The sequence below is a fragment of the Burkholderia sp. AU33423 genome (assembly GCF_002223135.1).
GTDB lineage: Bacteria > Pseudomonadota > Gammaproteobacteria > Burkholderiales > Burkholderiaceae > Burkholderia > Burkholderia lata_D.
In genome coordinates, this window is sequence record NZ_NKFH01000004.1 from 831,755 (window position 1) to 845,082 (window position 13,328).

The 13,328-nt window shown below is 67.9% G+C and carries 11 protein-coding genes; 4 read left to right on the top strand and 7 right to left on the bottom strand.

All coding sequences use genetic code 11. The features are described 5' to 3' along the window. Positions 1 to 12: 12 nt before the first annotated feature. Positions 13 to 969 (bottom strand): LysR family transcriptional regulator, encoded by a 957-nt coding sequence (locus CFB50_RS06555; RefSeq protein WP_069256256.1) that lies wholly within the window; start codon positions 967 to 969, stop codon positions 13 to 15. Positions 970 to 1,159: 190 nt separating this feature from the next. Between CFB50_RS06555 and CFB50_RS06560 the strand changes: the two genes are divergently transcribed. The 4 genes from CFB50_RS06560 to CFB50_RS06575 all read left to right on the top strand — a co-directional run bounded on the left by CFB50_RS06560 (position 1,160) and on the right by CFB50_RS06575 (position 5,246). Further along, complete coding sequence (locus CFB50_RS06560; RefSeq protein ID WP_089445300.1) at positions 1,160 to 2,470, top strand: MFS transporter; 1,311 nt, start codon at positions 1,160 to 1,162, stop codon at positions 2,468 to 2,470. 31 nt (positions 2,471 to 2,501) lie between these two features. After that, positions 2,502 to 3,773, top strand: a complete 1,272-nt coding sequence (locus tag CFB50_RS06565) for a Zn-dependent hydrolase (RefSeq protein ID WP_089445301.1) — start codon at positions 2,502 to 2,504, stop codon at positions 3,771 to 3,773. A 49-nt stretch (positions 3,774 to 3,822) separates the two neighbouring features. Continuing rightward, positions 3,823 to 4,845 (top strand): histone deacetylase family protein, encoded by a 1,023-nt coding sequence (locus CFB50_RS06570; RefSeq protein WP_089445302.1) that lies wholly within the window; start codon positions 3,823 to 3,825, stop codon positions 4,843 to 4,845. A 104-nt stretch (positions 4,846 to 4,949) separates the two neighbouring features. Then, complete coding sequence (locus CFB50_RS06575; RefSeq protein WP_144020632.1) at positions 4,950 to 5,246, top strand: hypothetical protein; 297 nt, start codon at positions 4,950 to 4,952, stop codon at positions 5,244 to 5,246. Between the two features lie 32 nt (positions 5,247 to 5,278). On the opposite strand, the gene CFB50_RS06580 is transcribed toward CFB50_RS06575, so the two are convergent. The 6 genes from CFB50_RS06580 to CFB50_RS06605 all read right to left on the bottom strand — a co-directional run bounded on the left by CFB50_RS06580 (position 5,279) and on the right by CFB50_RS06605 (position 13,303). Then, the gene (locus CFB50_RS06580) at positions 5,279 to 6,241 is read right to left on the bottom strand and encodes a Csu type fimbrial protein (protein WP_089445304.1); all 963 of its coding nucleotides are present in this window, start codon (positions 6,239 to 6,241) and stop codon (positions 5,279 to 5,281) included. Further along, positions 6,238 to 8,622, bottom strand: a complete 2,385-nt coding sequence (locus CFB50_RS06585; RefSeq protein WP_089445305.1) for a fimbria/pilus outer membrane usher protein — start codon at positions 8,620 to 8,622, stop codon at positions 6,238 to 6,240. Before CFB50_RS06585 ends, CFB50_RS06580 begins: the two co-directional genes overlap by 4 nt. 7 nt (positions 8,623 to 8,629) lie before the next feature. Continuing rightward, the gene (locus CFB50_RS06590; RefSeq protein WP_089445306.1) at positions 8,630 to 9,349 is read right to left on the bottom strand and encodes a fimbrial biogenesis chaperone; all 720 of its coding nucleotides are present in this window, start codon (positions 9,347 to 9,349) and stop codon (positions 8,630 to 8,632) included. 15 nt (positions 9,350 to 9,364) lie between these two features. Continuing rightward, the gene (locus CFB50_RS06595) at positions 9,365 to 9,868 is read right to left on the bottom strand and encodes a Csu type fimbrial protein (RefSeq protein ID WP_089445307.1); all 504 of its coding nucleotides are present in this window, start codon (positions 9,866 to 9,868) and stop codon (positions 9,365 to 9,367) included. A gap of 573 nt (positions 9,869 to 10,441) precedes the next feature. Further along, entirely contained in the window at positions 10,442 to 11,647 is a 1,206-nt protein-coding gene (locus CFB50_RS06600; protein ID WP_089445308.1) for an MFS transporter, read from the bottom strand. Between the two features lie 735 nt (positions 11,648 to 12,382). Continuing rightward, positions 12,383 to 13,303 carry a LysR family transcriptional regulator gene (locus tag CFB50_RS06605; protein WP_089445309.1) on the bottom strand — a complete coding sequence of 307 codons (921 nt, stop codon included), beginning with the start codon at positions 13,301 to 13,303 and terminating at the stop codon, positions 12,383 to 12,385. Positions 13,304 to 13,328: the final 25 nt, after the last annotated feature.

Consider the following 13,328-nt stretch of genomic DNA (forward strand, 5'->3'; position numbering starts at 1 on the left):
GCGTTCGCGCCGCTATTTCCCCAACCGCTCCGCAAGCGAATAGCGCTGCATGCAGCGCTCCATCGCGTCGAGAAACGCGTGCTCCGCCGCGTTCATCTTGCGATCGCGATGCCACAGCAGGAACACGTCGACATCGACGAGCCCGTCGTCGGGCGGTAGCCGCCACAGCCGCTGCTGTGCGATGTCGTCGCGCACGATGTGCTCGGGCAGGCAGCCGATCCCGTAGCCGGCGAAGATCAGCCGCCGTACTTCCTCGAGGCTCGGCGACGACGCGACGATGCGCCCCGTGAAGCCCCGCTGATCGCGAAACACGGTGAGCGGCGACAGGCTGTCGCCGATCTGGTCGCTCGTGAACGACACGAAATTCTCGGCGAGCAGATCGTCCATCCGCAGTTGCGTCTGCCCGAACAGCCGGTGATGGCGGCCGCAGTAGATCGCATAGCGCTGGCGCAGGAAGCAGCGCATCTCCAGCTTGTCGTGCGGCGTGCGGCACAGGCCGAGCCCGGCCGTGGCCGTTTTCTGCAGCAGCGAAGACAGAATGTCCGACGAGCGCATCACCTCGATCTGCAGGTCGATGCGCGGGTACGCGCGATGGAAGTCCGCGAGGAATTCGTCGTAGACGGGCGACTCGATGCGGCTCACCGTCAGCAGCCGGATCGAACCGGTCAGGTCGGCGGTGCTGTCGTCGATTTCGGTTTCGAGACGCGAGATGCCGCCGTAGATGTCGCTCGCGATCCGGTAGACGGCTTCGCCGGCAGGCGTTGGCGCGAAGTGCGTGCCGCGCCGCTCGATCAGCTTGCGTTCGAGCGTGTCCTCGAGCCGCCGCAACGCCTGGCTCACGGCCGGCTGTGTGACGTGCAGGCGCGCGGCCGCGCGGCTCACGCTGCGCTCCTGGATGATCACCAGGTAGGTGCGCAACAGGTTCCAGTCGAGGCGGTCGTTCAGGAACGGGGCGAGGTCGGGGCGCATCGGGTGTCCGGGCGAGGCGTCATGGCAGACATTAGCTGAATTTATACGCCGAATAATAACTTGAAATTTGACTAATGATTTGCGGTCGCCGATAAAGGAGGGGTGCCGCAGCGTGCGGCCCAAGGCCGCGACAGACGGCCCTCACACGATATTGCGCGTCGCTCTGCAGCGGCGCGCGTCAGGAGCCCGCATGACCCAGTCCCTTCCTTCCGCCCGCCAGCCGGGACGCGCCGCGACGGCCGCGTTCATCGGCACGATGATCGAGTGGTACGACTTCTACATCTATGCAACCGCGGCCGCGCTCGTATTCGGCGAACTCTATTTCCCGTCCCATGACCGCTTCGTCAGCACGATGGCGTCGTTCGCGACGTTCGCGGTCGGCTTCTTCGCGCGGCCGCTCGGCGGCGTGATCTTCGGCCATCTCGGCGATCGTATCGGCCGCAAGAAGGCGCTGATGACGACGCTGATGATGATGGGCGTCGCGACCGTCTGCGTCGGGCTGCTGCCCGACTATTCGAAGGTCGGCATGCTCGCGCCGGTGCTGCTCGTCGCGCTGCGCGTGGTGCAGGGGATCGCGGTCGGCGGCGAATGGGGCGGTGCGGTGCTGATGGCGGGCGAGCATGCGCCGCAGGGGCGCCGCACGTTCTTCGCATCGTTCGCGCAGCTCGGCAGCCCGGCCGGGCTGATCCTGTCGCTGATCGCGTTCCGCGCGGTCACGTCGATGGACAAGGCCGACTTCCTCGCCTGGGGCTGGCGCCTGCCGTTTCTCGCGAGTTCGGTGCTGCTCGTGGTCGGCATCCTGATCCGGCTCGGCGTGAACGAGTCGCCGGAATTCGCGCGCGTGAAGGAAACCAACCGCACGGTGAAGCTTCCGGTCGCGGAAGTGTTCCGCTCCGCGTCGGGGCTCGTGGCGCTCTGCATCGGCGCGAACACGATCGGCATCGCGGGCGTTTACTTCACGAACACGTTCATGATCGCGTACACGACGCAGTACGTCGGCGTCTCGCGCTCGCTGATCCTCGACAGCCTGTTCGCGGTCGCGATCATCCAGTTCGTCGCGCAGCCGATCGCCGCGTGGATCGCCGAGCGCATCGGCGGCGCGCGCTTCCTGAAGCTCGCGGCGCTGCTCGCGATGCTGTCGCCGTATCCGATGTTCATGCTCGTGCAGGGCGGCACGTCCGCGTCGCTGATCGCGGGCATCGCGCTCGCGGTGGTCTGCATGGCCGGCTTCTATTCGGTGATCGCGGGCTTCGTGAGCGACGTGTTCCCCGCGCACGTGCGCTATTCGGCGATCTCGCTCGCTTACCAGATCTGCGGTGCGCTCGCGGGCGGGCTGACGCCGCTGGTCGGCACGTGGCTCGCGCATCGATTCGCGGGCCAGTGGTGGCCGCTCGCGGTGTTCTACACGTGTCTCGCCGGCATCTCGCTGCTGTGCATCGTCGCGCTCGACGCACGCCGCGCGGCACGGCCGGCCGCCGCCGAAGCGCTCGGCTCGCAGTGACCCTCAACGAACGAATTCATCCGGAGTGCACATGAAAGACCTGCTGGAAATCGACGGCGCCCGTTTGTGGCAGAGCCTGGCGGAGATGGCGCGTGTCGGCGCGACGCCGCGCGGCGGCGTGCGGCGCCTCGCGCTCACCGACGACGACCGTCGCGGGCGCGACCTTTTCGCGCAGTGGTGCCGCGACGCGGGGATGACGGTGAGCGTCGACGCAGTCGGCAACCTGTTTGCGCGGCGCGACGGCACCGATGCGCAGGCCGCGCCGGTGCTGATCGGCAGCCATCTCGACACGCAGCCCGAAGGCGGCCGCTTCGACGGCGTCTATGGCGTACTCGCCGCGCTCGAACTCGTGCGCACGCTGAACGACGCCGGCATCGCGACCGACAAGCCGCTGGAAATCGTGTCCTGGACCAACGAGGAGGGCGCGCGTTTCGCGCCGGCGATGCTCGGCTCGGCCGTGTTCACGGGCGCATTGCCGCTCGACGAAGCGCTCGCGAAGCAGGACGCCGACGGCGTCACGCTCGGCGCGGCGCTCGACGCATGCGGCTATCGCGGCGCGCGTGCGGTGGGCGGCGCGGTCGATGCGTACTTCGAAGCGCATATCGAACAGGGCCCCGTGCTCGAGGCGAACGGCACGACGATTGGCATCGTCACGGGCGGGCAGGCGATCCGCTGGCTCGACGTGACGGTGACGGGCGTGGCCGCGCATGCGGGCACGACGCCGATGCCGTATCGCAAGGATGCGTATTTCGCGAGTGCGCAGATGGCGCTCGAACTCGAACGGATCGTCGCCGGTTATGCGCCGCACGGGCTCGCGACGATCGGTCAGGTCGGCATCCGCAATGCATCGCGCAACACCATTGCGGGCGACGTGACGTTCACGGTCGACCTTCGCCATCACGACGATGCGCAAGTCGATGCGATGGAGCGCGACTTGCGCGATGCGTGCATGCGTGTCGCCGCCGCGCGCGGCGTGCAGGTCGCGATTGAAACGTGCTGGCGCAGCCCGGCGACGCCGTTCGATCGCGACTGCGTCGAACAGGTCGCGCAGGCGGCAGCGAAGTTCGGCTACACGAACGAGCGGATCGTCAGCGGCGCGGGCCACGACGCGATCCTGCTCGCGCGTTGCGTCCCGACCGCGATGGTGTTCATCCCGTGTGTCGACGGCCTGTCGCACAACGAAGCCGAGGATGCGCTGCCGGATGACGTGACGCGCGGCACGAACGTGCTGCTTCATGCGGTGCTCGCGCGCGCCGGCGTCGCGGCGGGCGTTGCCGTGGCGGCCGCCGCGCAGGACGCATGACGCGGCGAGCCGGTAAGCCGACAAATCGAAAAACCGACGAGGGCGAACGATGAAAACCTATTTCCATCCCGAGCAGTTGCTGCACCATCCGCGCAGCTACCTGTCGCGCGGCCAGATGCGTGAGCCGCAGGAAGTACCCGAGCGCGCGGCGCGGCTCGTCGCGGCCGTCCGGTCGCTCGACTTCGACGTGCGCGAGCCGGCCGACCGCGGCACTGCACCGATCGCGGCCGTGCACGACATGAACTACCTGCGCTTCCTGGAAGAAGCGCATCGCGACTGGAAGCAGATGCCCGACGACTGGGGCGACGAAGTGATGTCGAACGTGTTCGTGCGCGACCCGAACCCGCTGCGCGGCGTGCTTGCGAAAGCCGCGCGCTACCTCGCCGACGGCAGCTGCCCGGTCGGTGCGAACACGTGGCGCGCCGCGTACTGGTCCGCGCAGGGCGCGCTGGCGGCCGCGGCCGACGTCAACGACGGCGCGCGCGAGGCGTACGCACTGTGCCGGCCGCCCGGCCATCACGCACGCCGCGACGCGGCCGGTGGCTTCTGCTACCTAAACAATGCGGCGATCGCCGCGCAGTCGCTGCTCGGCCGCCATCGCCGGGTCGCGATCCTCGACACCGACATGCATCACGGGCAGGGCGTACAGGAGATCTTCTACGGCCGCGACGACGTGCTGTACGTGTCGATCCACGGCGACCCGACCAACTTCTACCCGGTCGTCGCGGGCTATGAGGAAGAGACGGGCACGGGGGCCGGCGACGGATTCAACCTCAACCTGCCGATGCCGCACGGCGCGCCGGAGTCGGCGTTCTTCGAGCGGCTCGACGACGCGCTGCGCGCGCTCGCGCGGTTCCAGCCCGATGCGCTCGTGCTCGCGCTCGGCTTCGATATCTACAAGGACGATCCGCAATCGCAGGTGGCCGTCACGACCGACGGCTTCGGGCGGCTCGGCGGCGCGATCGGCGCGCTCGGGTTGCCGACGGTGATCGTGCAGGAAGGCGGCTATCACCTCGACAGCCTCGACGCGAATGCGCGTGCGTTTTTCGGCGGGTTTGCCGCCGCGCGCTGACCGGCGCGGCGGGGCGCGATCGCGTGCGTGCGGTTGCAGGTTTTCCGCATGCACGCCGATAATTCGCGCCTATGCTGAATGAATGCATGAAGGAGAGCCGCACGATGACAGCAGACCAAATCAGACGCGGTGCGATCGCCATCGCGCTCGCCGTGCCGGGCGTCGGGTCGCTCGCGAGCGCGACGGAACCTTCGATTCCGCTGCGCGTCAGTCTCACCATTCCGGAAACCTGCACGATCGGCACCGGCGAGCCGCAGGGCGCCGCCGATGCCGGCATGCCACGCGTCAGTTGCGCGCACGGTACGCCGTTCGTGCTCAGTCACGCGCCGCTGCCCGATGTGCGATCGGCGCCGCGCAGCATCGGCGCGGGCGCATCGCCCGCATGGACCGTCACGTTCTGAACGGCGCGTGCGCCCGCTCATGCCACTGAACGCTAGAAACTGATCGTCGCAGTGATCATGTCGCTGTAGTTGCCGGGCGCGGGCGTCGTTTGCGCCGGCACCGCACCGTACACGGTCACGACCTGCGACGTGCCGGTTCCGACACCCGTGACCGTCGAACTGCCGCCCGTGCCGTCGCCCCACGCGATCGAGCGTGCGGCGTCCGTGTAAAGCCCGTAGCCGATCGTGCCGCCACCGCTGCTGCGCTGCATCTGGCGTGCCGTCACGTTGCCGCTGTTGCCGCCGCTCAGCGCGATTTTCCATGCGTCGCCGTTGGTGCACTGCGCGGTGATCGTACCCGTTGCCGTGAGTGTGCCCGACAGCTGGCTCGCGGTGCCGAAGCTGACGTTGGTCGCGCTGATGTTGCAATTGTTGATGACGTTGGCGGTCGCGCTGAACGGGAAGGTCCCGTTCGATGTCGTCAGCGACGCGCAGGTCGGCGCACCGACCAGATAGAACCCGGCGTTGAACGATGTCGTGTTGCCGCCGAACGCCTGCGAGTAGGTCGTCGTGCTGTTGCCGGTCGTCGGCACGGTCGGCTGGTTCCCGGTGATCTGTCCGTATACGGTGACCGTCGCGGATGCGCTCGTGCCGACCGCGGGTTTGACGAGCGTGACGGACGCCGGAGTCGTGCCGGAATACACGGAACCCCACGCGACCGAATGCCCGCCGTCGAGATAGAGGTCGTACTGCATCGCGTTGCTGCCGTTGACGAGGCTGCGCGGGCTCGTGCCGCCGAGATTCAGGCAGACGACCACGTTCGGCGTCAGCGAGACGGGCGACCACGTGCAGGTGATGCCGACCGTGCCGGTTACGGCGACCGGCGCGTTCGAGATCGGGCTGACCGAGCCGAAGCTCACGTCCGATGCGGTGGCCGTGCAGCTTTCGGCCTGTGCGTGACGGGGCGAGCCGAACCACGCGACAAAGGCAACGAGGACCAGCAGCGCGAGCCTCATGGTGCGGCCCGGCAGGTGAGGGGCCCGATGGTCGGCAGTGTGCCGTTGCCGGGCGCGGTGAACGCGAAGTCCGCGACGCAGCGTTGCGTGCCGTAGTCGATCACGAGGTGGTTGTCCTCCTTCAGTCCGTCGATGAACGTGAGCCCGTCGTAGCCGACGATCGTATCCGCGCCGCTTTCGGCGTGATGCACGCGCGCACCGGCCGGCAGCGGGCGGCCGTCGGTATCGCGCAGGATCACCGACGCCGCGCGATAGCGCGACACCCCGAACTGCGCGACGACGCCCGATTGCGCCTGCGGCACGACCATCATCGACGTGCGGGTGATCCGCGCATCGGCGGGCAGCTTCATCGAGTCGATCGCGATCTGGTTGTTCTGGTACGCGTTCAGGTCGGGCACGAGCAGGTGCCCCGTGCGATCGGTCGTGCCGATCACGCGGTTTTCGTGCAGCACCGGAATGCCCGCGACGCCATCGGTCGATACCAGCGCGAAGCCGTCGTAGATGCGGCGCGACAGTTGCAGGCTGCTGTCCATGAACACCAGCGCACCGCTGACGTCGAGCGATGCGCCGGTCTGGCGGTCGATGTTCTGCGCGGCCGCGATGACTTCGCCTGCATGGCCGAGATAGCGTACTTGTGCCTGCCGGTAGGGCACCGCGCCCGTGCCGCCCGTCTGCACGCCCCAGCCCCAGCCGCCACCGTAGTCGGGAGGACGGCTCGCGTCGACGGTGTAGTTCGACTGGCCGCGCTGGCGCCCGACGGTCGTATTGATCGACGTGTTGCGCCCGAGCCCGATGTTCAGCGACACGAACGCGCCGTTCGCACCCTGCTGCGCGAAGTCGCGGTACGCGCTCACGCTCAGCGACGCGAGATCGCCGAAGCTCAACGTGTACGACACCGTGCCGATCCGCGTGCTCGGGCCTTGCGGCAGCCGGAAGCCGATATAGCTGAGCGACAGCGTCTGGCGGTGCATGAACGGCAGCGCGAGCGTCGCCTGGTCGGTCGCCGCGGGCACCGTCGCGCCGTCGCGCGAGGCGAGGTCGCCGTAGCGGCCGAACGCGCGGATCGTCTGCGCGTTGATCGAGAAGCGTGGTTCGATCAATTGGTAGCCGACGCTCACCTGCGTACCCGGATAGCGGCCGGCGCTGCCTGCGACCGCGCCGCTCACGACGCCCGCATTGCCGAGCCGCAGCAGCGCGCCGATGCCGGTGTTGAGCACGCCGCCGGTCGCTTCCGCGTGCCCCTCGACGGTCAGCGCATCGGTGATGCCGCGCCGCATCGAGCCGCTGACGGCCGGCCGCGCGTCGTAGTCGAACGACTGCAGCCCGTAGTTGCGGCGCAGGAAGCCGGCTTCGAACGAATAGCTCGACAGCCCGGCGGACAGCATGCGCGTATCGACGTAGAGCGGCACGGACGTCGCGACGGTGCGCCCGAGCACGTCGCGCGTGATGACGGTCGCCTGGCCGGCGCCCGTGATGCCCGGCACGTCGTGGATGATGAACGGGCCGCTCGGCACGTTGCCGGTGTACTGGCGCACATTGTTGATGTACAGGTCGACGGCCGACGGCACGGCCGCGGAGCCTGCGAGCGACGGGATCGGGAACGTCACGAGATCGGGCCGCAGCGCGAAGTTGCTGCGCCACTGGAAGCCGCCGAGGCGCACCGAGCGCGTCCACGCGAGCGATCCCGAGATCGTGTCGCCGATCTGTGTCGTGCTCGGCCTTGCCGGGTCCGAGCGGCTCCATGACGTATCGAAGCGCGTGTAGCGCCGGCGGCCGTCATAGAAGGTCGCGACGCCCGTGGTGTCGAACACGCCGCCCGGATCGAAGTAGCGCACGTCGGTGTAGAGCGAGTACTGCCGGTCGCCGAGCGTCTGCGCGTACGCCTCGTAGTTGATCGCGATGCCGCGCGACGCGCTGGCCGCCTCCGTCGGCCGCAGCGCGCGGCTGTCGACCGCGTACGGCCGGCGCAGCGTGTCGGGCATCTGCAGGTCGACGCTCTGGTGCGCCGCGTCGTAGCGGTAGCGCAGGCCGGGAATCGTGTCGAGGTCGACCGTCGTCGCGTCGGCGATGCCGAGCCGGTCGGTCGCGACGCCGATCGTGTGCAGGTCTGCGCCGCTCGCCGACAGGCGGCCGTCGCGTTCGCGGAAGTGCGTGAGCAGCGTCGTGTTTTCACCGTTGACGCTGACTTCGAGGATCACGTCGTGCGTGCTGTCGGTCATCACGAGTGCCGCGGGTTCATCCGCGCGTGCGCAGCCGAGCGCGAGCAGGCCGCCGGCGACGACGGCCGCGAGCGCGGCGCGCGGCGAACGGTGCGGCGTCCTGCGTCCGTTGGCTGGACGCGTGCCGGCGCGTGGCGAAGGGGGAGAGGCCGGGCGGCGCACCGGCGGTCTAGCCCGGCGGCTCCACCTTGACGACCGCACTGGCCGGCTGCGAATTGACGGCCGCGCGCACCGTGACCGTACCGCCGAGCGCGACGCCCGCCGGCAGCGGCACGCTCCACTGGCCCGTGCGCCCCGCGAGCGCATAGCCGAGCAGGCCGTGCGTGAGCGGATACGTGTGGCCGTCGCCGGTCACGAGTTCGACCGATGCCAGTTGCGCGCGCCGCGTGCCGCCGTTGCGCACCCGCAGCACCCAGCCGCCGTTGCCGCGCAGCAGCGTCCAGTCGAGCTGCGGCGCGCCGTTGGTTGCCGGCTCGACGAACACCGGAATCGAATAGCGCAGCCGGATCGACACGCCGTTGGCCGGCGCTTCGCCGGGCTGCGGCAGCTCGTCGATCAGCAGCCGGTAGGTCTGCTCGGCGCCGGCGGGCGTGCGCGATGCGCGCACGACGCGGATCAGTTGTTCGGACTGCGTGCCGACTTCGATGAGCGGCGGGCTGGCCAGCAGATCCTGGGTGGGCGTCAGTGTGTCCTGGCCGTCGGCCTGGTCCCAGCGGAACACGCGCACCTGCCCGTACACGGGGCGCCCGCCCGGATTGCGCAGCGTGATGCCGGTGGCCGTGTCGTCGGTGCCGAATTCGATCGTGACCGGGGAGATCTGCAGCGATGCGGCGTGCGCGGCGCCGCCCGCACACAGTAGCGCGGCGAGCGTTCGACGTAGTGCGGACATAGGGAGCAGCGCCGGTCAGAAGTAGACGGTTGCGGTGACGGTCGTCTGATAGGTGTCCGGCTTCGGTGTCGCCTGCGCGGGCACCTGGCCGTAGACGGTAATTGTCTGTGCTGCGCCCGTGCCGGTGCCGGCCACGGTGTCCGTGCCTTGCGTGTTGCCCCAGATCGTCGTGCGACCGGCATCCTGGTAGAGCTGGAAGCCGACGGTCGTCGACGTGTTGCCGGTCGCCGTGCCGGCCATCAGCCGGCTCGCGACGCTCGACCCCGTGACCGTGCCCGCGTCGAGACCGACGTTGTACGGTGTCGTGTTGGTGCAGGTGACGCTCACGGTCGTCTGCTGGTTGATCGCGGTGGCTAGCACCCCGCTGGTGCCGAAGGCGAGCGGGTTCGCGGCGATCGTGCAGTTCGGCTGCAGCGTCAGCGTGACGTTGAAGGTGGCGGTCGCGGTGCCGTTCGAATAGGTGGCAGCGTCGGCGGCGGGAATCGAAAGGCCGATTGACAGCGCGAGCGACAATGTCATGGAAGCAATGGCGACTTTCACACTGACCCCTCATCGATTGTTTTTTCATTGAATTTATGCCGCGCTTCGCATGCCACGGTATCGCAGATGCTGATACGAATCGGCAAGTCTTTCAATCTTTAAATTAATGCTGTTTCATTTTGTTACATTTGATCCGGGTATTGATTGAATAAAACCGGGGAGAGTTGAATTTTTCGATTTATTCCGGGCGATTCGAGCGAAAAATTATCCCGCGGTGCGGCAATGATGAGTAATTCACGCGGGGTTCGATACGATTTTCAGCTGACTTGGCGAGTTGAGCCGGCCCGTGGGAAATGGGTGATTAATGCGTTGGATGAAATGGAAGGGGCGGGGAATGAATCATTCGAATGGATTGGGTCTATTTCAGTATTTTTAAAATGAATGGAATCCGGCTCGCTGTGAAATTGCTCGATATTCCGGATTTTTGCATCGAGGGATTGTCGAATTCGAATTGATCGTTGAAAACGAAAACGGCCGCATTGCGCGGCCGTGAGCGTGTGTCGGTACGGATCGGCGGTTCGGCATGCATCGCCGGCGCGCGACGTGTCGCGATTACGAATTCGCGGCGGCCGGTGCGCGGCGCTGCTGCGCGATCTGCAGGAAGACCAGTGCGAGTCCGGCCGCGGCGATCAGCCCGCCGACGAGCGGCACGGCCGCATAACCGAAGCCCGCCGAGAGCGCTGCGCCGCCGGCCGCCGCGCCGAGCGCGTTGCCGAGGTTGAACGCGCCGATGTTGACGGCCGACGCGAGGCCCGGCGCTTCGTGGGCCGCCCGCATCACGCGCATCTGCAGCGGCGGCACGACCGCGAACGTCGCGACACCCCATACGAGCAGCGTGACGGCGGCGCCGGCATGCGTGCCGGCGAGCACCGGGAACGCGGCCATCGTCGCGATCAGCAACAGCAGGAAACCGATCAGCGTGCCGTCGAGCGAGCGGTCGGCGAGGCGCCCGCCCGCGATGTTGCCGATCGAGAAGCCGACGCCGATCAGCACCAGCATCGCGGTCACGAAGCCGGGCGTCGCGCCGGTCAGGTGTTCGAGCGTCGGCGCGACATAGGTGTAGAGCGTGAACATCGCGCCGGCGCCGAGCACGGTCGTCCCGAGCGCGCCGAGCACGACGGGGCGCGTCAGCACCGAGAGTTCGGCGCGCAGGTCGGGCATCTTGCCGGCTTCGCCCTTCGGCAGCGCGGCGAACAGCCCGGCGATCGCAACCAGGCCGAGGCCCGCGGTCGCCGCGAACGACATGCGCCAGCCGATGATCTGGCCGAGCCAGGTTGCGGCCGGCACGCCGCCGACGTTCGCGATCGTGAGGCCCATGAACATCGTCGCGACCGCGCTGGCCTGCTTTTCGCGCGGCACGAGGCTGGCCGCGACCACCGAGCCGAGTCCGAAGAAGGCGCCGTGGTTGAGGCTCGTCACGAGGCGGGCGAGCAGCAGTGTCGTGTAGTCCGGCGCGCACGCCGACAGCAGGTTGCCGATCGTGAAGATCGACATCAGCGCGATCAGCGCCGAGCGGCGCGACCAGCGGGCGAGCAGCAGCGTCATCAGCGGCGCGCCGACCATCACGCCGATCGCATACGCGCTGATCAGCATGCCGGCTTGCGGAATCGACACATGCACGCCGTCGGCGATCACGGGCAGCAGGCCCATCGGCGAGAACTCGGTCGTGCCGATGCCGAACGCACCGGCGGCGAGTGCCAGCAGCGGCAGCGCGGCGCTGCCACCCGGGCGGGAAGGAGGGGAAGTCGTGGTATTCACGCGATGGGCTCCTGTAGTCGAGAAACAACGAACGGCACGGGCCGTTGAGGACAGGACGAAGTGTGCCTGCATGACTTTTGCGGAAAAAGCCGTGTCCGAACGAAATTATCTTGATTTCATGTCAACAATGCAGCGAGCGCCTGAGGCCCGGTGGTGGAGCGGGTGAAAGAGATGTTTTTGTGAAAGATTTTTGTAAAGCTCGGAATGCGGCTTCAGGCCGGGAGATTGCGATCCATCGGCGCTTCGACGCGGACTGACGGTCGCTCCCGCCAGATGAGCCGGAAGCCGTCCACCGACTGTCCGGCGATGGGTGGCCGTGCGGATCGGACGGGCCGGTCAGGCGGCTGGCGCCACGCCGGGCGAATCTCGCATCATCGCTGAAACCCTTTTCAGACAAGGCCCGCGGGCAAAAAAAGCCCCGATCACAGGGGGACCGTGACCGGGGCGGAAAGGCATCCTCTCTTTGGCACGAGGGTTGGATGCGCGCGCAGTATATTTCGGATCATGACAATTCGAAGCGGCGTTAAACGGCCGTTTTTGGTGTCAATTTAAAAACACCGGCGCTACGGCGTCCGGCGTCGTCGTTTTGAAAGAATTTTTGCAAAAAAGATGCGGCTATTTAGCGTGTTTCGGCAGCCGAAGCGACGATTGGGCGGAAGGGGATTCCGCCCGTCATTCGGCACCGCAAGTCACGTCGCTCAAGTGCCGGGCGAGATTGCCGAATCTGCTGCCCACTCAGCCCGCTTGGCGGGCTTCACCGGTCGCATCGCGCACGGCCTCGAGAAACCGCGCGACGACGGGCGACGGTGGCACGGCCGCACCGTCGAACACGAACTCGATATCGAAGCGGCTCGCGAGTTCGTCGAGCGCGACGAGTCGGACCGTGTGCGGGCAGGTCGGCGACGCGCTTTCCGGCACGAATGCACAGCCCATCCCGGCCGCGACGAGGCCGATCAACGTCGGAATGTCGCTGCCGACCTGCGCGATGCGCGGCATGAAGCCGGCCTGCTGACACTGCGCCATCAGGAACCGGTGGTGCGCGGCGGAGCGCTGCGCGTCGAACCAGACGAACGGCTCGTTCGCGACGTCGGCCAGCGTGCGCGGCGCGGTGAAGCGTCCGCCCGGCGGCGCGGGCATCGCGAGCACGAAGCGGTCGCTCAGCAGCCGCACGCCCGACAGGTGCGGCGCCTCGTCCTGACGCCACGCCATGATCCCGCCGTCGAGCTGGCCGCGCATCAGCGCATTCGCCTGTTCGGCCGACAGCATCGGCGCGATCGACAGCTTCACGTCCGGGCATGCGTCGCGAAACGCCTTGAGGACGGTGCCGACGACGGGCAGCGGCAGGCAGTTCGGCAGCGCTCCGAGCCGCAGCTCGCCCAGCTGGCCGGCCGCGCTGCGCAGGGCGCGCTCGCGGCTGTCCTGCAGTGTCGCGAGCAGGCCGGTCGCGTCCCGCAGGAAGCTGGCGCCGGCCGCCGTGAGCGTGACGCCCGTTGCGCGGCGCACCAGCAGCGGCGTGCCGATCGCGTCCTCGAGTTCGCGGATCTGTCGCGACAGTGCGGGCTGGACGATACCGGCCGCGCGGGCGCCGGCCATCACACTGCCGGCTTGCGCGACGGCCACGAAGTAGCGCAGGTGACGCAATTCGATCTGGCGCATGCGGCATCCATTCAGATTCATCGAT